Raw genomic sequence first — 21,872 nt, forward strand, 5'->3', positions numbered from 1 at the left:
TTGGTGGTGGAGATACAGAGAAACCATGTATTTTTATGTGTATCTCCAGGTCCTGTGGAAATAAACTAAAAAATTTACATTGATTCATCTGTTTTTTTATCCTTTTAAAACTGCAAAAAGTATTTTGGATCAGGTAGGACTTAAACTTGAGTGAGTTTTGCCCCCCCTCCCTGAAAACAAGCCAAAAGGAGGCTTTTAGATGAAAGAAACATATATTTATCCTGCTATATTTGATTATGCATCTGACGGTATTTCTGTCAGTTTTCCCGATTTACCTGGCTGTTTTACATGTGGAGATAATGAAGAAGAAGCTGTAAGAAATGCAAAAGAGGCTATGGCACTTCATATTTCAGGTATGGAAGATGATGGAGATGTTATACCAGAACCAACTCCTATTTCTAAAATAAAAGTAGAAGATAATCAAATTGTTGTTCCGATAGAAGTATGGATGCCATACTATAGAAGTAATATTAAAACTGTTTATGTAAAGAAAACACTGACAATACCATCATGGCTCAATAGTATCGCCGAAAGAAGCAAAATAAACTTTTCACAGGTGCTTCAAGAAGCTCTTAAAGAAAAATTAGGGATTAGAGAATATAAGCAATAGGCACTCTAAAATGGGTGCTTTATTTTTTTATGATTATTCACTATTAAGAGATTATCACAACAAAATAATTTTCATAATTTTCATAGAAGATGGCTACAAGATTTTAATAATTTCTTGAGGCGTTTAAAAAAATGAAAAACATCTTGACTTAGAGTTGACTCAAAGGATTATCATGATATTAACATGTAACAAATGATGTACCTATAAATGTTTTTGTAGGCGGAGCACCTGCAAAAAATAATTAAGAAAATATAAAAGTATTTAGGAGGGAAGTTTTACGATGAAAAAACAGACGGCAGGCAGAGATGCCCTTGGCTCATTTGCCCCAAAATTTGCTGAATTAAACGATGATGTTCTTTTTGGAGAGGTTTGGTCTAGAATGGAGTGAATTTTATTATGATAGAAATGAATTAGAAAAGATATCTGATTTTCCATTAGGTGAGAAATGTAGCATTTGCACAATATTTTACTGGAAAGAGCTATTAAGCCTCTTAAATGATAAAGAAGTAAATATTCATAATGTTACGTTCGAACCTGGATGCCGAAACAATTGGCATATACATCATGGCTGTGGTCAGATACTTATGTGTGTTGGTGGGCATGGCTTATATCAAGAAGCTGGGAAAGATGCACGACTATTAAAAAGCGGCGATGTAGTATATATACCACCGGAGATTAAGCATTGGCACGGCGCTGTCAAGGATGAAGGGTTTGCACATCTATCATTAACGGTTCCGACGGAAGGAGCAAACACTGAATGGTGTGAACCGGTTACCGATGAAGAATATGACAAATTACTTTGAAATTTTTAAATAAAGTGTTTGTTTCTGAATGCATTAAATGCAGACTATGATTGGAATCGACGAATGGTTGTTTGTGATCCTAAATGTTGGGAAGGAAAAGCCATCCGGTGAGCTAGATGGCTGAAGTCTTATATGCTTTTCAGAAAGTCGCCGGGTAATACAGCTCTGACTGGCGAGTTGACGAAGTCCTTAATGTTCCGGGTAATGATGCATTCCATTTTCCTGCGCTTGGCGCATGCGGCAAGCAAGGCATCCTCATAATCTTCCATGGGCAGCTCAAGCGCCTTCTCACAGTCGGAGCCAGTGACGTCAAGGATGTTGAAGATTTTTATGATTTTATATATTTCCTGCTTGCACCGCTTCTTGTCGTGCAGATATTTGTGTAGAAGGTAATAGATATCCGTAATGGAGCTTGCGGTTATATGCACGTTGATTTTTTCCTCGGCGGCCATAATAAACAATTTTTGCGCGTCTTCAGCGAAAGGCGAGCGGGAAAGCATGGCGTCCAGCACGACGTTGGTATCAATTAATACGTTCATGACGGCTCAAGCGCTCCTCTCTCGCCTGCTCCAAAGAAGCATCGGCAGGCAGTATACCAAACAAGGATTTTGCCATTTCAACTTTGTCCTGTTTTGTGTTTGTAAGCTTGGCAATGGCTTTGCCGTTTTTTGTGATATATATGTCCTCTTTGGAGGCAAGGGCGAGATACTTTCCAATATTGTTCTTAAATTCGGTTGCTGTTATTTGCATAGTGATACCTCCTTGTACAAAATTTATTATTTCAATTTCCTAATATTATTATACAAAAATAAGATTAAAATTATCAACAATAATCGAACAATTTTATTTTTACAATCGTACAGTATATGTGATCAAAATTTCATTAGATATGTTTCCTACAATGAGTGTGGGACATGCACAAAAAACTAGGTATATAACATATCATAAAAATTATTTTTTTATGATAACTCAAAGAATATTTGTTGAAAACCTCTTGACTTAGAGTTAACTCAAAGGCTTATCATGATAGTAATACATAATTATACGATTAAAGTATTGTTTTGAGGATGTGAGTAGAAATGAATAAATTTAATGACAAAAAAATTTTAATAGCCTATTTTTCAAGAGAGGGAGGCAATTATGTCAGTGGTCGCATTGTGAATTTGTCGGTTGGAAATACGGAAGTTGTAGCTAAAATGATTCAGAAAATAACCGGCGGTGAACTGTTCCGCATTAACACGGTAAAAAAATATCCTGATGATTATACAGAAGCTACAAAAGTTGCTCAGCAAGAATTACGTGATAATGCAAGACCTGAGCTTTCAGAATATCTTGATAATATTGACGACTATGAAATTATCATATTATGCTATCCCAATTGGTGGGGAACTATGCCTATGCCTGTATTTACTTTTCTTGAGAAATATGACTTTACCGAAAAAACCATTCTCCCGGTCTGTACACATGAAGGAAGTGGTTTGGGACACAGCGAAAGGGATATAAGAAAGACTTGTCCAAATGCAAGGCTTGAAAAAGGGCTTGCTATAAAAGGTAGCAATGTACATTCAGCTCAGCCTGAGATTGAGAAATGGCTGCAAAAATTCATAAATAATTTTGAGGAGGAAAAGTAAAATGGAATATTTAAAACTAGGAAATTCTGATATTCTTGTTTCTCGTATTTGCGTAGGTTGCATGAGCTTTGGTGACACGTCAAGTAATTTTCATGCATGGACACTAAACGCTGAAGATAGTGAAGCAATAATCAAACATGCTCTTGATCTTGGCATAAATTTTTTTGACACTGCAAATGTATATTCTAGCGGTACCAGTGAAGAATATCTTGGCCGTGCCATAAAGAACAATATAGCTCGTGATAAAGTAGTTATAGCTACTAAGGTTTATTTTAACGAAGGCAAACTTTCAAAAAAAGCGATACTTCGTGAGATTGATGGCTCACTAAAACGGTTGGGTACAGATTACGTTGATCTTTACATTATTCATCGATTCGATTATGACACACCGATAGAGGAAACGATGGAGGCATTTGACAGTCTTGTCAAGGCAGGAAAAGTGAGAACTCTTGGCGCTTCAGCAATGTACAGCTACCAGTTTTACAATATGCAGCTTGCTGCCGAGAAGAACGGTTGGACAAAGTTTGTTTCAATGCAGAATCACTATAATCTGCTTTACCGTGAGGATGAGCGGGAACTTATTCCGATTTGCAAGCAAATGAATGTTGCACTTACCCCATACAGTCCACTTGCTGCTGGAAGGCTTTCACGTCTTGAATGGAAGGCAGATACGAAACGTAGCCAGACAGATAAAATTGCAGTTTCGAAGTACGATAGTACCCAAGAGACAGACTATGGAATAGTACTTCGCGTAAATGAACTTGCCAAGAAGTATGATGTAACAATGACGCAGATTTCTCTTGCATGGCATTTTGCTAAGGGAGTTACAGCGCCAATTATCGGTGTAACAAAGGCAAAGTATTTAGACGACGCTGTAGGGGCTCTCAATGTAAAACTTACGGATGACGATATTGCCTACCTTGAGGAACTGTATGTTCCGCACAAAATAGTCGGTGCGCTTTAATTCTCGATTTTAAATTAATGTATGTGAAAGGAGCATTTGTATGCAAAAAGTAGTTTTAAATAATGGTGTAGAAATGCCGATCTTAGGATTTGGCGTTTATCAAATAAATGATGCTAATGAGTGTGAACGTTGTGTTTTGGATGCAATTGAAGCAGGGTATCGTCTTATTGATACTGCTGCATCATACGGCAATGAAGAAGCTGTAGGAAAAGCAATAAAAAAGAGTGGTGTTCCGAGAGAAGAACTTTTCATTACTACAAAACTTTGGGTTCAGGATGCTGGTTATGAAAAAACCAAAAAAGCTTTTGAAAAATCGCTTAAAAATCTTCAGCTTGATTATCTTGACCTTTATTTGATTCATCAACCGTTTGGCGATGTCTATGGCTCATGGCGTGCTATGGAGGAGCTGTACCGTGAGGGGAAAGTCAGAGCAATTGGAGTAAGCAACTTTTACCCAGACAGGCTTGTTGATTTAATCCTCAATAATGAAATACTTCCTGCGGTAAATCAAGTAGAAACGCATCCATTCTGCCAGCAAATTGACAGTCAAAAAATAATGAAAGAATACAAGGTACAAATAGAATCATGGGGTCCTTTTGCCGAGGGCAGAAACAACATGTTTCAAAATGAAGTGCTGGTATCGCTGGCCCAAAAGCACGGTAGATCAGTTGCTCAAATTATATTGCGTTGGCTTGTACAAAGGGGAGTTGTTGCAATTCCAAAATCAGTGCGAAAGGAAAGGATTATTGAAAATTTCAACATATTTGATTTTGAACTTTCTGCAGAAGATATGGATAAAATTGCAGCATTGGATAAGAAAGAAAGTGCATTCTTTTCACACAGGGATCCTGAAGTCGTAAAATGGATTTGTTCATTAAAGAGATAAGCTATTAAAGCAGGTATTGCAATATAACTTTATGCACGGGAAACACAAAGGATATAGCAAAAAAGATTAATAGGATTAGGAGGAAATAATGTGAAAGTATTGTTAATTAATGGAAGTCCAAACAATAAAGGATGTACATATACGGCTTTGAGTGAAGTAGCAAAAACTTTGACAGAGCAAGGAATTGAAACAGAAATTATCCATGTGGGGAATAAGGACATCAGAGGATGTATCGGATGCCGCAAATGCAAAACTGTAGGCAAATGCGTTTTTGATGATATTGTAAATGAAATAGCACCTAAGTTTGAGCAAGCGGATGGCATTGTAATTGGATCGCCTATATATTATGCCTCGGCAAATGGAACGCTTATATCTTTTTTAGACCGTCTTTTTTATAGTGTGCCGTTTGATAAAACCATGAAGGTAGGAGCCGCAGTTGTTTCGGCCAGGAGAGGCGGATGCTCAGCAACTTTTGATGAAATCAATAAATATTTTACAATTTCAGGTATGCCAATTGCTTCAAGTCAATATTGGAACAGTGTTCATGGATATACGCCAGATGATGTCCGAAAAGACGAAGAAGGACTACAAACAATGCGCACACTAGGCAAAAATATGGCATTTTTAATCAAGAGCATTGCATTAGGGAAAGAAAAGTTTGGATTGCCAGAAAAAGAGCAGCGGATTGCTACCAATTTTATTCGATGAAAAAATTAAAAAGAGAAATGAATGTGATCGCTATGTAAGAATATATAAATGGACAAAAGTGAGTTTAGCATTTAATAGGAAGATTAAATGATGGAGGTTATTATCGATGGAAAATTTTGTTTTTGAGTATGCAACAAAGGTTTATTTTGGCAAAGGTGCTGCAAAAGAATATCTGGCAAAGGCACTTTCAGCTTACGGAAGAAATGTCATGCTTGCCTATGGTGGCGGTTCTATTAAGAAAAACGGCATTTATGAAGAACTGATAGGCATTCTGAAAGATGCTGGAAAAACTGTGACAGAATTCTCCGGCATCATGCCGAATCCAACTTACACAAAGGTGCAGGAGGGTGCTGCACTGGCAAAAAAAGAAAAGATTGATTTCATTCTGGCTGTTGGAGGTGGCTCGGTCATTGACTGCTGTAAGATTATCGCAGCACAGGCAATGATAGACGATGACTTATGGGAAATGGAGATAGAGCGACACCAGCTTCCTTCCGTCCAGCCGATTCCTATGGGAGCGATTGTTACTGCCTCCGGTACCGGTGCAGAAATGAATGGCGGTGCAGTAATTACCAACCAAGAAAAGAAAATCAAAACAGGACTGTTTTCCGCTCCACCACGCTTTGCAATCCTCGACCCGGAATATACCAAGTCCGTGCCACCTATGCAGGTGTTTTCTGGCGCTTTTGATACGCTGAGCCATGCCATGGAAACCTACTTTGGACGCTCTGACAGGGACAATGTGTCCGACGATGTGGCATTGGCGATTATGCGGAATACGGTAATCAATATGCGTCGTCTGCTTATAGACATCAATGATATGCAAGCACGTGGTAATCTGATGTGGGATTCTGCTATGGCGGAAAACGGTATTCTCAAGGTGGGCCGTCTTACAGATTTTCAGGTTCATCAGATTGAGCATCAGCTTGGAGCTTTTACCGATTGTAACCATGGTCAAGGGCTGGCTGTTATTCACCCTGCCTACTATCGCCATATCGTGAAAGATGCGGAGGAAAAATTTACCCGGTTTGCAAAGATCGTGTTTAATGTTGATAATGCTAAGGCAGGTATTGACGCTTTGGCCGACTTTATCAGGGAGTGCGGATTGCCAACAAAAATGGGGCAATTGAAATCTAAAGTGGAGATTACACCGGATGTGCTGCGCAAAGTAGCCGATACTTGCAATATTATAAAATGCAATCCACGTGAACTGAGTCGGGATGAAATTTATGAAATTTTGATGGAATGCTTGTGATGAATGAATTTTATGTCATCAGAGCGAATGTTTATCCTTAGTATGATATTGAATATACTTGTCCTAATCAGAAACAATGGAGGCATTTGACAGTCTTGTCAAGGCAGGAAAAGTGAGAGCTCTTGGCGCTTCAGCAATGTACGGCTACCAGTTTTACAATATGTAGCTTGCTGCCGAGAAGAACGGTTGGACAAAGTTTGTTTCAATGCAGAATCATACAAGGAAAAAATGAAAAAGCTGAATGACTGATTAATTATCATTCAGCTTTTTTGCATTACAGACTGACTTTAAACATTATAATATGATATAATGTTGGTTATTAGGAGGTAAAAATTTATGACGATTGCAGAAGTAAGTGAAAAATACGATATATCACAAGATACACTTCGCTATTATGAACGGATTGGATTGATTCCTCCTGTGAACCGCAATAAAAGTGGAAACAGGGATTATACGGAAGAAGACTGTAAGTGGGTTGAATTTATCAAATGTATGAGGAATGCAGGTCTTTCAATTGAAGTATTAATTGAATATGTTTCGCTGGTGGAAAAAGGTGACGAAACTATTGAGGCTAGAAAAGAACTCTTAATTGAACAACGCAATTATCTAATAAAAAAAATAGAAGACATGAGTAAAACTTTAGAGCGTTTAAACTATAAGATTGATGTGTATGAACGATTGTTGGTTGAGAAAGAAAAAGAATTAAAAAAGTCGGAAAATTAATAAAAGGAGATTTGATTTTATGAACAGTGATTTACGTGAAAAAATAAAAGAGTTGACATTGATTTTACTGTACTTAACATCGTGGGAAGAGGAATTATTAGATATGAAATATCGAAGAAGCTGGAAAGGATATGACTTTGGCATATTGGATGAGCTTGCTGATGATGACTTAATTAGCGGTGGACACAGATCAAAATCTGTTGCAATTACTGATGCAGGAATAAATAAGGCTAAGGAATTATTAAAAAATACAAAATAGAATTTGATTAAAAACTATGGAGGTTTAAGAATAATGAGAAATGAAGCTACTTTAGATGAATGGAAAGAGTTGTACGATATTGCGATTAAAATAAAAGAGTTAAAGCCATGGGAGCATTTATATGATATGGATATAATAACAATATTACTGCCTGGTGCGGATGAACCTGTCTATTGCAGTATAATGGGAAAAGCTGGAGAATTTTTCGGTATTGGCACTTATGTGGGATTTGATGCAATGAACAATTTTTACACGATGGCTAAAAGAGATGATGTGCCTAATATACAAAAAATAAGGTTTCAAGACGATAATGTGCTTATGTGCCACTTTGGGAATAGGGAAGAATTGACAAAGGAAGAGTTAAAGCTTGTAAAAGATTTGGAGCTTAAATTTCGCGGCAAAAACAACTGGATTTATTTTCATTCGTTTAAAAAAGGTTATGTACCATATTTATTAGATAAAGAAGAAGTATTGTTGGAAACGGAAATATTTAAGCAATTATTTGAAGCGCTTAAAGATTATGTTGATGGAAATGTGAAAGTCAATTTTGAAAAAGGCAATACTCTATTTCGCATGTACAATAAAGCGAAAAACTTGTGGACTAATCAAGAAGCGCCAATTCTTTTACCTGAGCCTGACTATCCACAGCTTGTTTTACAGGATGAATTGCTTGTAGAAAGGATTAATAGACAAGAAGCCAATAAAAGCAAAATAGAAATTGACATAGCTTATTTGACTGGTGCTATAAGAGATGAAAAATACGATGTTCCTGTCATGGAAAGATTATGTATTTTGGCAGAAAGCACATCAGGACTTATAGTAGATCAGGATTTTATTTTCCCAGACGATAACGAAATAGAAAGCATATTTAGTATGACGGTTAATTATATTTTAAATTATGGTAAACCTGATACTATCGTTGTAAGAGATGACTATGTATTCAATTTATTAGACGATTTGTGTAAGAAAACCGGTATAAAGCTACAAGTCAAAGGAAAATTAAAAGTTATTGATTACTTTGTAGAAAGTTTTTTAAGATACAGATTTTAACACTGGCTTGCTGTAAATACAGTTATTTTAGAGTTTTTTTATTTGGAGAAATTGCAGTCATATATTATAATGAAGAAAAAGACTTCTGTCTTTTGAATGTGTTTTAGGAGGAAATTTATGTTATATATAGGATGTCACTTATCGGTTTCAAATGGATATAAGGCTATGGCGGAAGAAGCGTTAAAGCTTGATGCCAATACGTTGCAATTTTTTACGAGAAACCCAAGGGGAAGCAAGGCAAAGGATATAGATGAAAATGACTGCAATTCATTTGTAGAAATTGCGAATAAAAATAATTTTTCTAAAGTTGTCGCGCATGCACCATATACTCTAAATCCGTCATCACCTGACGATAGGACGAGAGAGTTTGCTAAAGAAGTCATGGCAGACGATCTTATGCGGATGGAATATCTTCCAGGCAATCTTTACGATTTTCATCCAGGGAGCCATGTGAAGCAAGGCGTTGATGCAGGGATAGAGTATACGGTAAATATGTTAAATCAAATATTAAAGCCAAATCAGTCTACAATCGTGCTTTTAGAGACTATGGCAGGAAAAGGCTCAGAAATAGGAAAGACATTTCAAGAATTAAAACAGATTTTAGATAGAGTAGAATTGCAAGAGAAAATGGGTGTGTGCTTTGATACATGCCATGTTTATGATGCAGGTTATGATATAGTAAATAATCTTGACGGCGTATTAGAGGAATTTGACAAGATCATAGGGTTAGATAAACTTTTTGCTATACACTTAAATGACAGCAAAAATCCGATTGGTAGTCATAAAGACAGGCATGAGAAGATCGGCAAAGGTTATATAGGAATAGATGCTATAGCAAGAGTCATAAATCATCCGAGCTTAAAACACCTGCCATTCATATTGGAGACGCCTAATGACCTTGAAGGCTACGGAGAGGAAATAAAGCTCTTAAGAAGCCTTTACAATGATTGACTTTTGACGATTCGGAGGACTTTATATGTTTGACGTATGCTTATTGGGTACAGGAGGTATGATGCCTGTACCTGGCAGAAATCTATCTTCACTCATATTGAGGTATGGCGGTGTTTCTATATTGGTGGACTGCGGTGAAGGTACGCAAGTTCCACTTCAAAAATTAGGGTGGGGCTTTTTAAATATAGATACGATATTTTTCACGCATTACCATGCAGACCATATTATGGGGCTTCCTGGCATAATATATCAGATGATAAACCAAGAACGGAAAAATAAGCTTAATTTAATGGGCCCTGAGGGAATAGACGTATTGAAAAATCTTTTAAATGTTCTTTTTGTGGAGATACCGTTTGAAATTGAATATACTGAATTAAAAGATGGAGATTCCTTAAATGTCGGAGAAATAACAGTAAAGAATGTCGCAGTTCAACATACATCGTTGTGCCTTGCTTACAGCTTCGAAGTTAAAAGGCTTCCAAAATTTGATGCGAAAAAAGCAAAGGAATTAAACATACCATTAGAGTACTGGCATAGACTTCAGCATGGCGAAAGCATTATAAAAGACGGCGGTGTAATCTTCACGCCTCAAATGGTGTTAGGTGAAGACAGAAAAGGCTTAAAGGTAAGTTATTCTACTGATACTCGTCCTACAAAAGACCTTATAAAACTTGCTGAGAATAGCGATCTTTTCATTGGGGAAGGGATGTACGGCGATCCGTTAGATGAAGAAAAAGCGATAAAAAAGTACCATTCCACGTTTTTAGAGACAGCTTTAGCGGCAAAAGAAGCCAACGTGAAAGAGCTTTGGCTGACTCATTTTAGTCCATCATTAAAAAATCCAGACAAATATCTAAAGTATGCTAAGGATGTATTTGAAAATAGCGTTGTCGGATATGATATGATGACAAAAGAATTGCGCTTTAAAGACGCGTAAAAATAGTTTCATTTATGTTAGAAAATGATAAAATAAAGCCAGAGATTTCGCATTTAAAAATTTTTAGAGTGATAGACACGTTGATTTATAAAATTTAACTAAGAGCAGCTAGAAATATGTGATTTTCCGTTTTTTACTGGAAATTGAAAGAAAAAATTTGCAAAATAAAAGCATCCTTTCTATAATATGTTTTGCGATAACCTAAATAGAAAGGATGCTGATAAAATGAACAAAAGTTATTTAAAACAAATGCTTATCTACTTCTCTAAGATATACCATCTTGGAGAAAAAATCAATACCCTAAAAGATAAAAGAGCAAAATCTTCAGTAAAAATTTCAACAGTTACCTTTGTAGTATTATTTGGATTTATACTTCAAATAAGGAGTTTTAATAGGTTGGAACATTGGCTTAAAAAAGGTAAATTTAAAAAAGTATTACCTAAAAAGACTAAAATTCCTCGTATTGACACTATTAGGCGTGTTTTAAGTAATTTTGATTTAGATGGCTTAAATGAACTTAATAATAGTATAATCAAGACAAGTACAAAAAATAAGGTTTTTAGAAAAGGAACTATAGATGGACTAAAAGTCGTTGCAATAGATGGTGTAGAGTTATTTGAAAGCACTAATAAGTGCTGTGATAATTGTCTTACACGAGTCCAAAAGGACGGGATTACTCATTACTTTCATAGGTCAGTAATATGTGCAACTGTAGGTTCTGATCCACATCTTATCATAGGTCAGGAAATGCTTGAACCTAAAAGAGATGCTTCAGATAAAGACGAAGGAGAAATCACAGCAGGCAAGCGTCTAATTAGAAAATTGCATAAAGAATTTCATCATTTTGCAGACATTATAGTAGCTGATGCATTATATTGCAAATCTACTTGGATTAAAGAAGTATTATCAATAGGGATGGATGCAGTAGTAAGGGTTAAAGATGAAAGACTTAATATAGTTAAGGATGCACTTGGTTTATTCAAGTGTCGAAAAGCAGATAAAGAATGGACTGTTAAGAAAAAAAGTAATAATTATATTAAAATAAAGGCCTGGGACGAAGACAATTTTCAAATGCCTAATTCCGACATAGAAGTAAGGTTTATAAAATTTATAGAAGAAATACATAGCTCAGGCAAAGTAGAAATAAAAGAATCATGGATAATAACTACCTCTAAAGTTACTTCAGTAGAAACCCTATGGAAAATAATACATAAAAGATGGGAAATTGAAAACAATGCTTTTCATCAACTAAAAACAGAATGGCATTTAAATCACTGTTTTCTGCACAGTCCTGAGGGTGTAGAAACTGTGTTAATGTTTATAATAATAGCATTTAATTTGATGCAATTATATTTCTTCAGGTGTATAAGAAATTTTAGGGAAAAGCATATGCTTCAAATAGATATTATTGAAGATATAAAAGATGAGATATTTATCATAGAAACTGGATGGAGTAATCCACTGTTTGTGAAGACATAATTTGAAACAAAACTGGAAATTCATTATTAAAATTCATGGGGTAAGGGGAAAGTACAACTTTTTTAGCATCTAAATGGATTTACTATTACCATATATTCAACTAGATGTAAAATATAAAAATTCTTGTAAAGATAAATTTTTTGCTGGAATTTTGATGCGAAATCTCTGAAATAAAGCAGAGACATTTGCTTAAAATAATTTTTATGATATAATAAATAGAAGTTATTAACGCAAACAAATGAATAGGAGGATTTACTTAATGAGCAGTAATCTTAAAAAAATAGAGAACAGTGTTGCAACAATCGAGTTAAATATTCCAAAGGAAAAATTTGAAGAAGGATTAAACTTTTCATACAAAAAAAATGTAGGTAGATTTAACATACCAGGTTTTAGGCGCGGAAAGGCTCCGAGGATTATCGTAGAGAAGTACTACGGTGAAGGTGTGCTTTATGAAGACGCTATAGAGCACGTATTTCCAGATGCATATCAAGAAGCTATTGACTCTTTAAAACTGGAACCTATAGACAACCCAACAATTGACATTTTACAGATTGGAAAAGGCCAAGATTTAATCATAGAGGCAGTAGTGCCAGTATTGCCTGATGTAGAGCTTGGACAATACAAGGGTATAGAAGTTAAAAAAGTAGAGTATAATGTTAAAGACGAAGATATTGATAATAGACTTGAACAGATGAGAGAGAGGAATGCGAGAGTAGTACCAGTGGAAGACAGAGCAGCTCAGATGGGTGATATAGTTGACATAAGCTTTGAAGGATTTTTAGATGGTGTGCCATTTGAAGGAGGCAAAAGTGACAATTATTCATTGGAGTTAGGCTCTAAGACATTTATTCCTGGATTTGAAGAGCAAATAGTTGGACACAACGTCAATGAGGAGTTTGACGTAAATGTAAAATTCCCTGAAGATTACAGAGCTGAGGAGTTAAAAGGAAAAGATGTAGTATTTAAAGTAAAAATATTTTCAATAAAGCACAAAGAATTGCCAGAGTTAAATGACGATTTTGCAAAAGACGTAAGCGAGTTTGACACTTTAGATGAATTGAAAGAAGACATAAAGAGAGAATTGCAAGAACAGTATGATTTAAGCGCTAAAGAGGAAATGAAAGAAAATGCAGTAAAGGCAGTTGTGGAAAATTCTAAAGTTGACATACCAGAAATAATGGTAGATAGACAAATTGATATATCTTTAAGAGACCTTGATTACAATCTGAGATATCAAGGATTGGATCTTGATAAATACTTAGAGATAACAGGAAAGACAAAAGAAGACTTGAGGAAAGAAATGCACGATGATGCGGCTTTGAGAGTTAAGACACAGTTAGTCATCGATAAGATAGGGAAAATAGAGAATATAACTGCAACAGATGAAGAAGTAGATAAAAGACTTAGTGAAATGGCAACAAATTACAATGTAAAATTAGAAGATTTGAAGAAAGAGCTGACTGAGTCGCAGATAAACAATATAAAAGACGATATAGTCTACTTTAAGACGATTGACTTTATTTTTGAGAATAGTAAAATTATAGATAAAGAGGAGTGATATTATGAGCTTAGTGCCTATAGTTGTAGAGCAAACAAATAGAGGAGAGCGCTCTTACGACATATACTCAAGGCTTTTAAAAGACAGGATAGTCTTCTTAGGAGAAGAGATAAACGACGTAACTGCAAGCCTCGTCGTTGCTCAGCTTTTGTTTTTAGAGGGAGAAGATCCTGATAAGGATATTTGGCTTTATATAAATAGCCCTGGTGGTTCCATAACATCTGCGTTTGCCATATACGATACTATGCAGTATATAAAACCTGATGTTGTCACGATGTGCGTTGGCATGGCAGCATCGGCAGGTGCATTCTTGCTTGCTGCAGGTGCAAAAGGCAAGAGATTTTCTCTTCCAAACAGCGAGATAATGATACATCAGCCATTAGGCGGCACGCAGGGTCAAGCTACAGACATAAAGATTCACGCTGAGAGAATCATAAAAATGAAGCAAAAACTAAATAAGATATTGTCTGAGAGGACTGGACAACCATTAGAAAAAATTGAAAGAGATACAGAAAGGGACTTTTTCATGGACCCAGAAGAAGCAAAAGCTTATGGGCTCATTGATGAGATATTAGTTAAGAGAAAATAGGCCCCGGAAGAGGTGAAAAAATGGCTAAATATGATAATCAAAAACAGTTGAAGTGCTCTTTTTGCGGGAAGTCACAGGATCAGGTAAAAAGATTAGTTGCCGGTCCAGGCGTATATATCTGTGACGAATGTATAGAGCTGTGCCAAGAAATCATCGATGAAGAATTTGAAGAAAACATCGATGTAGAGATAGGTGAACTTCCGAAGCCAAAGGAGATAAAAGAGTTTCTTGACCAATATGTAATAGGTCAAGACAAGGCAAAAAAAGCGTTAGCAGTAGCGGTTTACAATCATTACAAGAGAATCAATAGCAGAGTAAAATCTGACGATGTAGAGCTTCAAAAAAGCAATATCCTAATGTTAGGTCCTACTGGTTCTGGTAAGACGCTTCTTGCGCAGACATTAGCAAGGATGCTTAATGTGCCGTTTGCAATAGCAGATGCTACATCACTTACGGAAGCGGGTTATGTAGGCGAAGATGTGGAGAACATCCTTCTTAAGCTTATACAGGCGGCAGATTATGACATAGAAAAGGCAGAAAAAGGCATTGTATACATTGATGAGGTTGATAAGATAGCCAGAAAATCAGAGAATCCGTCGATTACGAGGGATGTCTCTGGCGAAGGTGTACAGCAAGCACTTTTAAAGATTTTGGAAGGTACTGTGGCAAATGTTCCACCTCAAGGTGGACGAAAACACCCTCATCAAGAATTCATACAGATCGATACTACGAACATCTTGTTCATCGTTGGCGGTGCATTTGATGGCATTGAAAAGATAATAGAATCCAGGATAGGCAAAAAGTCATTAGGTTTTGGATCAGAGATTCAAAGTAAACAGGAGAAGAAGATAGGCGAAATCTTAAAGAATATCATGCCTGAAGATCTCTTGAAATTTGGCCTTATTCCAGAGTTTATCGGAAGGCTTCCGATTGTTGTGACACTTGATTCTCTTGATAAAGATGCTTTGATACGAATACTGACAGAGCCTAAAAATGCACTTACAAAACAGTATGAAAAGCTGTTTGAGCTAGATGGCGTGAAACTTGAATTTGACAAAAAAGCCTTAAGCGTTATTGCTCAAAAGGCAATAGACAGGAAGACTGGTGCGAGAGGATTAAGATCAATACTTGAAGAGCTTATGCTTGATGTGATGTATGAGATACCATCCAGCGATAATATCGAGAAGTGCATCATAACGGAAGAAACAGTCTTAAACAATGCTCCACCTACGATTGTTTACTCAGAGTCCCAAAAGACAAAAAAGAGAGTCAAGAAATCTGAGTCTGTATCGTAGTTAGTAAGTATATAAAAACCTCCTTCTATCACATAATATCAGATGTAGAAGGAGGTTTTTTATGACACAAAATACTGCGATGCCATATGAAGAGAGGCAAAAATTCATTCAAATGCATCTTGATGAACCTCTTAAAGAAAAATGCCGGGTGCAAAAGGTTGATGATATTTTAGGACAAGATGAAGCTGTACTAAAAATATTAAATAATTTGCGTAGCCAAAATCCTAAAAGCATGGTGTTAACTGGTCCAGGCGGTTCGTGGAAAAAAGATATTTTAAGAACGTGCTTTAAGGAGATTAAAAGTAGTGAAGAAAGCTTCTTTAAAAGTGGAGAGTTTGTAGAATACTATCCTGATAGAAAAAACAGCGATATCTTTATTGGCAATTCATTGTTTGGATACGCATATGAAACTGATTTTGGTTTTTATAAAGTAAAAAAGATAAAGATGGGGCTTGTCACAAGGGCAAATAAGGGGATTCTCTACATTGATAGTTTAGAAAATTTGACGTCGGATAACATTTTGAAACTTTTAGATGCGATGAAATCGAAAAAAGTGTACTATGAAGACAGCTTGATTTTAAATGCTCCAGATCATGTGAAACGTTTTTTAGAAGAGGGACTTCCGGCAGATTTTTGTCTTGCTGTTAATGTAGATGATTTTGCACTTTTACCAGATGAATTGTTAGATTTATGCGAAATCATTCAATTTAAGGAATACGATAAAAGAGTATTGGCAGATATAATCAAAAATGCTGCCAACAAGGGAATGTTTTATGTAGATGATGAAGTGTGTATAAAAATTGCTGATGCTGCGAAAAATGGAGAAGATGCTATAGGTATGCTTCAGCATCTGGCTATTAAAGCGCTAAAGCATGGGAGAGATGAAATAACTGCAGATGATTTGAAAAGTGTGATTTCATAGCTTTTGAGATTAGGATGTTTTAATGTATAATATATTTATCATAGGGCAAATAGGCAAAAGAGGTGACTTTATGGACAAGAAATACATATTACCGATGGTTCCATTAAGAGGCATAACAGTGTTCCCGTACATGGTCATGCACTTTGATGTAGGAAGGGGAAAATCCGTTAAAGCTATTGAAGAAGCAATGCTTAGAAATCAACTTGTCTTTTTGGTTACGCAAAAACAAGCTGATATAGACGAACCTTCAATAGATGATATATATAGAGTAGGCACAATAACAAAAGTAAAACAGATGCTTAGACTTCCAGGAGAAGTCGTAAGAGTTCTGGTGGAAGGCATCTCCAGAGCAGAATTAAAAAATCTTATTAGCGACGAAAGTTTTTATGAAGTGGAAGTTTTAGAGAAGATAGATTCAGAGGTAGAGAAAGACAGCGAATTAGAAGCGCTGATGAGAAGTGTAACATCGGCTTTTGAAGAGTATATAAGCATTTCATCAAAAATACCGTTGGATAGCATTTATAATGTCGTGACGATCGAAGAACCTGGGCGGTTAGCTGATGTAATAGCAGAACATTTAAGCTTAAGTCAAGACAAGAATCAAGAGCTTTTGGAGTGCTTTGATCCAAAAGAGAGGTTGGAAAAATTATTAGGATTTATCTTAAAAGAGCTTGATATACTGGAAATTGAGAAAAAGATCAACATGATGGTTCACAAGCAGATAGACAAAAGCCAAAGAGAGTACTATTTAAGAGAGCAATTAAAGGCAATAAGGGCAGAACTTGGCGAAGCTGACGAGATTGATCAAGAAATAGACGAGTATGAAGAAAAAATCGAATCAAAGGATTTGCCAGATTATGTAAAAGAAAAAGCGAGAGAAGAATTAAGAAGGTTAAGCAGAATGGGACCAGGCTATCAAGAGGGCTCTGTCATAAGGACGTACATCGATTGGCTTTTAGACCTGCCGTGGAATGAAGAAACGAAAGATGTGCTTGATATAAAAAGAGCTGAGAAAATATTAAATGAAGACCACTATGGATTGAAAAAAGTCAAAGAGAGGATTTTAGAGTTTTTGGCAGTGAGAAGTTTCCACGAGAAGATGAAAAGCCCGATTTTGTGCCTTGTAGGGCCTCCAGGAGTAGGTAAGACTTCTTTAGGAAAGTCAATTGCAAGAGCCATGAACAGAAAATTTGTAAGGATGTCTCTAGGCGGCGTGAGAGATGAAGCCGAGATAAGAGGGCATAGAAGGACGTACGTCGGCGCTATACCAGGCGGCATAATAAATTCTTTGAAAATCGCTGGTTCAAAGAATCCAGTGTTTCTTCTTGATGAGATCGATAAAATGAGCTCTGATTTTAGAGGTGATCCGGCATCGGCCATGCTGGAAGTTTTGGATCCAGAGCAGAATTCCACGTACAGAGATCATTATATAGATTTGCCATTCGATTTGTCGAAAGTGTTATTTGTGACTACAGCAAATACACTTGATACGATACCGGCTCCACTTTTGGATAGAATGGAAGTCATATACATTTCTGGATATACTGAAGAAGAAAAGTTGAATATAGCTAAAGAGTATTTGATTCCAAAAATTCTAAAAGAGCATGGTGCTAATGAAGATATCATAAAGATACAAGATTCGGCAATTGTAGGCATAATCTCTGAGTACACCAGAGAAGCTGGCGTAAGGTCGCTTGAGCAAAACATTGCAAAAGTCGTGCGAAAATCCATAAAAGCTATAGTAGAAAATAAAGAAAAGTCTATAAAAGTAGGAAAGAAAAATCTGCAAAAATACCTTGGAAAGCCAATATACAGGGTAGACAAGGCCAATCTAAAAGATAAAGTAGGCATGGTGACAGGACTTGCGTGGACGAGAGTTGGCGGTGACACGCTTACAGTTGAAGCGACCACGATGCCTGGAAGCGGGAAACTTACACTGACAGGTCAGTTGGGAGACGTGATGAAAGAATCAGCGCAAGCAGGTTTTAGCTACATAAGATCAAATGCAGATGCTTTGGGTATAGATAACGATTTTTACAAAAATTTAGACATTCACATACATGTGCCTGAAGGTGCGATACCAAAAGATGGTCCATCAGCAGGCGTAACAATGGTAACTGCTATGGTATCTGCAATAAAGAAAGTTCCTGTAAAAGGCGATATTGCCATGACAGGTGAGATAACTCTTACTGGTAAGGTTTTGCCGATAGGTGGCTTAAAAGAAAAAGTGTTGGCGGCGCATAGGGCAGGCATTTTTAAAGTAATTGCGCCAGAAGACAACAAAAGAGATTTAGATGAGATACCGCAAAGCGTCAAGAAGAAAATGGAATTTAAGTTTGTATCAAACATAGACGAGGTCTTAAAATTGTCGTTAGTAGGTGATGAACAAATATGAAGGTAAAGTCTATCGAACTTAAGATTTCAGCATACAACAAGACACAGTATCCGAATGATGGACTTAAGCAAATTGCAGTAATAGGTAGGTCCAACGTAGGAAAGTCGTCTTTTATAAATGCAATAGTAAACAGAAACAATTTTGCAAGGGTAAGCCAGAAACCTGGAAAGACACAAGGTATTAATTTCTATCTTGTGAACAATTCTTTCTACTTAGTTGATCTTCCGGGTTATGGCTATGCAGAAGTATCGAAAGAGATGAAAAAACAGTGGTCTAAAAATATTGAAACCTACTTAAACACATCAGCATGTTTGGTAGGTGCTATAATGTTGGTTGATATAAGGCATAAACCTACAGACGACGATGTTTTAATGGTTAACTACTTAAAAAATAGAAATATAAATTTTCAAGTAGTTGCTACAAAGTCAGACAAGTTGAAAAGATATGAGATGCAGATGTCTTTGAAAGTCATATCTGATACGCTTTCGGTTGATAAGGAGAAGATCATACCATTTTCTTCACTAAAAAAGACAGGTGTAGATGATGTCTACACCTACTTAGATTCAATTGTTGAAGCCAATGGAACGATAATTGAGTAAAATTTTTAATAAAATTATTGTTTTTAATAACAATAAATATTAAAGTATATAAAATGATTGACGATATAATGATTGAGGCGAAAAAGCCAGAATTTTTGTTTTGATTAAGCATATATAAGTAAATAGGCGAATAATGATAAAGAGAAAAAATTCATTTTAAATTATTGCATGAAAATAGGATTTGAAATTTACATCGTGAAGTATTATAATTGTATTTATCAATGAGCGAAAGGGGTGATATAAGTGGAAATAGGACAATCGGTAGTGTTTACGATCCCCATACTTGGAGGCATACCTGTTACAACTACAGTCGTAGTTACGTGGATAATAATGGCCATATTGACGATAGCTTCTCTCATCGTCACAAGAGGTTGGAATCAAGTTCCTACTGGCGTGCAGAATTTTGTCGAGACCATCATAGATGCATTAAACTCTTTCACAAAAGATGCATTAGGAGAGTACTGGGCATCATTTGCGCCGTACTTAGGGACTGTTGCCTTGTATCTGATACTTGCAAACACTATCGATTTATTTGGTTTGACACCTCCTACGAAAGACTTAAGCGCAACCTCAGCTTTGGCAATCATGTCTATCATAGTCGTCATAATCGCGTCGATTAAAGCCAAAGGATTGAAAGGCTATGCAAAATCATTTTTTGAACCGATGCCATTCTTTTTCCCGATGAAAATTCTTGATATGTTTACAAGACCACTGTCACTTGCAGCCAGGTTGTTTGGCAACATCATAGCAGCCTTTATAATCATGGGCTTAATAAGCAAAGTAGTACCAATAGTCGTACCAGCCATATTCAGCATATACTTTGACTTATTCGATGGTGCATTGCAGATGGTGGTGTTTGTATTTTTGACGATGCTTTATATTGAAGAAGCAGTTGAATAGTAATATAATTTAATTTAAAGTGATTTAGCTGATAATTGAAATATCTTAGCAAAAAATATAATTAAAATTAATTTAAAGGAGAGATGAAAATGAATTTATTGGCTATAGGAGCAGGAATAGCTGCGATTTCAGGTATTGGTGCAGGAATAGGTATAGGTATTGCTACAGGAAAGGCGGTTGAAGCTGTATCAAGACAGCCAGAATCAAGAGGCAGTGTAATGCAGTTTTTACTCCTTGGAGGTGCTTTGTCTGAAGCAACAGCTATTTATGGTCTTTTAGTTGCCTTTTTGATAATATTCTTCATGAAACCATAATGATACGAAAGAAGGTAATAAATTGAGCCTTATAAATCCGTATACTTTTATTTTCACCATCATAAATCTTGTCGTCTTGTACTTGATATTGAGAAAGTTTTTGTTTAAACCAGTTACACAATTCATGGAAGAAAGGTCACAGAGGATAAAGAATTCTCTGGACGAAGCAGATAGAAAGGTTCATGAAGCTAATGAATTAAAAGCACAATACGAAGAAATATTAAAAAAAGCAGATGATGAAGGAAAGGCCATCATCGACAGGGCAGAAAAGTATGCAAAAGAAAAGGCAGAAAAGATTATAGAAGAGGCTAACATAGAAGCAAAAGCCATAATAGAAAGGGCAAAAGAAGAAGCTGAAACTGAGAAGATAAAAGCTATGCACGATCTTAGGGTTAGCTTGTCGCACCTTATAATAGAAGCTGCATCAAAGGCTATTGGCAATATCAACATCGATGATGATAAGATCATCAACGAGGTGGTTAAGGAGGCAGGTGCATCTTGGAACAAGTAATAGCAAAAAAATATGCACGTGCTCTTTTTAACGCAGCCATAGAAAATGACAGCATAGAAAAATACTACAGTGAGCTTAAAAGCATATCTGAAATGTTAAAAAATAGACAAATATACAAAATTATTACAACGAGAGGCATCTACATCAAGCAAAAGATGAGCTTGATAGATGACATCTTAAATGGTTATGATAAAGAAGTCATAAATTTTATAAAGCTTATCATATCAAAACACAGGGAACACATCTTTCAGGAGATTTTTAATGAATATGAGAAATTGTATTTAGATTACAAAGGTACCATAAATGCCACATTAATTTCTGCACACCCGCTTGACTCAAAGACGCTTGACGATATTAAGAGCAGATTGGAGTCGAGTTTCAAAAAAACAGTCAATTTGAATCCTACAGTTGATGAGTCTATACTTGGTGGATTGAAGATTTTAATAGGTAATAAAGTCATTGATGGCTCTATAAAAGGAAAACTTGAAACTATGCTTAAAAATCTAGTAAGTGCAAGCTGAAAAGACTTTAAA

The 21,872-nt window shown here is 36.0% G+C and carries 25 protein-coding genes; 23 read left to right on the forward strand and 2 right to left on the reverse strand.

Features of this window, described 5'->3' with window-relative positions:
• The first annotated feature begins 199 nt into the window (after window positions 1–199).
• Both JJQ93_RS01065 and JJQ93_RS01070 read left to right on the forward strand, forming a co-directional pair.
• Entirely contained in the window at window positions 200–610 is a 411-nt protein-coding gene (locus tag JJQ93_RS01065) for a type II toxin-antitoxin system HicB family antitoxin (protein ID WP_274892451.1), read from the forward strand.
• A gap of 359 nt (window positions 611–969) precedes the next feature.
• Window positions 970–1,413: a cupin domain-containing protein gene (locus JJQ93_RS01070; RefSeq protein WP_274892452.1), complete on the forward strand. Its 444-nt coding sequence runs from the start codon at window positions 970–972 to the stop codon at window positions 1,411–1,413.
• A gap of 128 nt (window positions 1,414–1,541) precedes the next feature.
• Here JJQ93_RS01070 and JJQ93_RS01075 read toward each other — a convergent pair whose 3' ends face one another.
• Together JJQ93_RS01075 and JJQ93_RS01080 are read right to left on the reverse strand one after the other, a co-directional pair.
• Window positions 1,542–1,952 (reverse strand): PIN domain-containing protein, encoded by a 411-nt coding sequence (locus JJQ93_RS01075; RefSeq protein WP_274892453.1) that lies wholly within the window; start codon window positions 1,950–1,952, stop codon window positions 1,542–1,544.
• Entirely contained in the window at window positions 1,936–2,163 is a 228-nt protein-coding gene (locus JJQ93_RS01080) for a type II toxin-antitoxin system Phd/YefM family antitoxin (RefSeq protein ID WP_013297379.1), read from the reverse strand. The genes JJQ93_RS01075 and JJQ93_RS01080 overlap by 17 nt, the downstream gene beginning before the upstream one ends.
• A gap of 329 nt (window positions 2,164–2,492) precedes the next feature.
• Between JJQ93_RS01080 and JJQ93_RS01085 the strand changes: the two genes are divergently transcribed.
• The 21 genes from JJQ93_RS01085 to atpH all read left to right on the forward strand — a co-directional run bounded on the left by JJQ93_RS01085 (window position 2,493) and on the right by atpH (window position 21,860).
• A complete protein-coding gene (locus tag JJQ93_RS01085) occupies window positions 2,493–3,044 on the forward strand; it encodes a flavodoxin (protein ID WP_085112857.1) in 552 nt (183 codons plus the stop codon).
• A 1-nt stretch (window position 3,045) separates the two neighbouring features.
• Window positions 3,046–4,008 carry an aldo/keto reductase gene (locus tag JJQ93_RS01090; protein ID WP_274892454.1) on the forward strand — a complete coding sequence of 321 codons (963 nt, stop codon included), beginning with the start codon at window positions 3,046–3,048 and terminating at the stop codon, window positions 4,006–4,008.
• A gap of 40 nt (window positions 4,009–4,048) precedes the next feature.
• Window positions 4,049–4,894, forward strand: a complete 846-nt coding sequence (locus JJQ93_RS01095) for an aldo/keto reductase (protein ID WP_274892455.1) — start codon at window positions 4,049–4,051, stop codon at window positions 4,892–4,894.
• Window positions 4,895–4,984: 90 nt separating this feature from the next.
• Entirely contained in the window at window positions 4,985–5,602 is a 618-nt protein-coding gene (locus JJQ93_RS01100) for a flavodoxin family protein (RefSeq protein ID WP_274892456.1), read from the forward strand.
• Window positions 5,603–5,708: 106 nt separating this feature from the next.
• Complete coding sequence (locus JJQ93_RS01105) at window positions 5,709–6,857, forward strand: iron-containing alcohol dehydrogenase (RefSeq protein ID WP_274892457.1); 1,149 nt, start codon at window positions 5,709–5,711, stop codon at window positions 6,855–6,857.
• Window positions 6,858–7,193: 336 nt separating this feature from the next.
• The gene (locus tag JJQ93_RS01110; RefSeq protein WP_274892458.1) at window positions 7,194–7,580 is read left to right on the forward strand and encodes a MerR family transcriptional regulator; all 387 of its coding nucleotides are present in this window, start codon (window positions 7,194–7,196) and stop codon (window positions 7,578–7,580) included.
• Between the two features lie 19 nt (window positions 7,581–7,599).
• Entirely contained in the window at window positions 7,600–7,839 is a 240-nt protein-coding gene (locus tag JJQ93_RS01115) for a DUF6429 family protein (protein ID WP_274892459.1), read from the forward strand.
• Window positions 7,840–7,872: 33 nt separating this feature from the next.
• Window positions 7,873–8,889 (forward strand): DUF7309 domain-containing protein, encoded by a 1,017-nt coding sequence (locus JJQ93_RS01120; RefSeq protein WP_274892460.1) that lies wholly within the window; start codon window positions 7,873–7,875, stop codon window positions 8,887–8,889.
• Between the two features lie 117 nt (window positions 8,890–9,006).
• Window positions 9,007–9,840 carry a deoxyribonuclease IV gene (locus tag JJQ93_RS01125; protein ID WP_085112848.1) on the forward strand — a complete coding sequence of 278 codons (834 nt, stop codon included), beginning with the start codon at window positions 9,007–9,009 and terminating at the stop codon, window positions 9,838–9,840.
• 25 nt (window positions 9,841–9,865) lie between these two features.
• A complete protein-coding gene (locus JJQ93_RS01130) occupies window positions 9,866–10,777 on the forward strand; it encodes a ribonuclease Z (RefSeq protein ID WP_274892461.1) in 912 nt (303 codons plus the stop codon).
• Window positions 10,778–11,002: 225 nt separating this feature from the next.
• The gene (locus JJQ93_RS01135) at window positions 11,003–12,256 is read left to right on the forward strand and encodes a transposase (protein ID WP_150201018.1); all 1,254 of its coding nucleotides are present in this window, start codon (window positions 11,003–11,005) and stop codon (window positions 12,254–12,256) included.
• A gap of 259 nt (window positions 12,257–12,515) precedes the next feature.
• On the forward strand, window positions 12,516–13,814 hold the full coding sequence (gene tig / locus JJQ93_RS01140) for a trigger factor (protein ID WP_085112846.1): 1,299 nt from the start codon (window positions 12,516–12,518) through the stop codon (window positions 13,812–13,814).
• A gap of 4 nt (window positions 13,815–13,818) precedes the next feature.
• Window positions 13,819–14,403, forward strand: coding sequence for an ATP-dependent Clp endopeptidase proteolytic subunit ClpP (gene clpP, locus JJQ93_RS01145; RefSeq protein WP_045413442.1), 585 nt, complete (start codon window positions 13,819–13,821; stop codon window positions 14,401–14,403).
• Between the two features lie 20 nt (window positions 14,404–14,423).
• Window positions 14,424–15,698 carry an ATP-dependent Clp protease ATP-binding subunit ClpX gene (gene clpX / locus JJQ93_RS01150; RefSeq protein ID WP_013788585.1) on the forward strand — a complete coding sequence of 425 codons (1,275 nt, stop codon included), beginning with the start codon at window positions 14,424–14,426 and terminating at the stop codon, window positions 15,696–15,698.
• Window positions 15,699–15,759: 61 nt separating this feature from the next.
• Window positions 15,760–16,620 carry a sigma 54-interacting transcriptional regulator gene (locus tag JJQ93_RS01155; RefSeq protein WP_085112845.1) on the forward strand — a complete coding sequence of 287 codons (861 nt, stop codon included), beginning with the start codon at window positions 15,760–15,762 and terminating at the stop codon, window positions 16,618–16,620.
• Between the two features lie 70 nt (window positions 16,621–16,690).
• Window positions 16,691–19,015 carry an endopeptidase La gene (gene lon / locus JJQ93_RS01160; protein WP_274892463.1) on the forward strand — a complete coding sequence of 775 codons (2,325 nt, stop codon included), beginning with the start codon at window positions 16,691–16,693 and terminating at the stop codon, window positions 19,013–19,015.
• Window positions 19,012–19,614, forward strand: coding sequence for a ribosome biogenesis GTP-binding protein YihA/YsxC (gene yihA / locus JJQ93_RS01165; protein WP_085112844.1), 603 nt, complete (start codon window positions 19,012–19,014; stop codon window positions 19,612–19,614). The genes lon and yihA overlap by 4 nt, the downstream gene beginning before the upstream one ends.
• 243 nt (window positions 19,615–19,857) lie before the next feature.
• Complete coding sequence (locus JJQ93_RS01170) at window positions 19,858–20,514, forward strand: F0F1 ATP synthase subunit A (RefSeq protein WP_274892464.1); 657 nt, start codon at window positions 19,858–19,860, stop codon at window positions 20,512–20,514.
• A gap of 89 nt (window positions 20,515–20,603) precedes the next feature.
• Window positions 20,604–20,828: an ATP synthase F0 subunit C gene (gene atpE, locus JJQ93_RS01175; RefSeq protein WP_013788580.1), complete on the forward strand. Its 225-nt coding sequence runs from the start codon at window positions 20,604–20,606 to the stop codon at window positions 20,826–20,828.
• A gap of 22 nt (window positions 20,829–20,850) precedes the next feature.
• Window positions 20,851–21,339 (forward strand): F0F1 ATP synthase subunit B, encoded by a 489-nt coding sequence (atpF, locus tag JJQ93_RS01180; protein WP_013788579.1) that lies wholly within the window; start codon window positions 20,851–20,853, stop codon window positions 21,337–21,339.
• Window positions 21,327–21,860 (forward strand): ATP synthase F1 subunit delta, encoded by a 534-nt coding sequence (atpH, locus tag JJQ93_RS01185; protein WP_274892465.1) that lies wholly within the window; start codon window positions 21,327–21,329, stop codon window positions 21,858–21,860. Before atpF ends, atpH begins: the two co-directional genes overlap by 13 nt.
• Window positions 21,861–21,872 lie beyond the last annotated feature (12 nt).

The organism is Thermoanaerobacterium sp. R66 (assembly GCF_028895185.1).
Lineage (GTDB): Bacteria > Bacillota > Thermoanaerobacteria > Thermoanaerobacterales > Thermoanaerobacteraceae > Thermoanaerobacterium.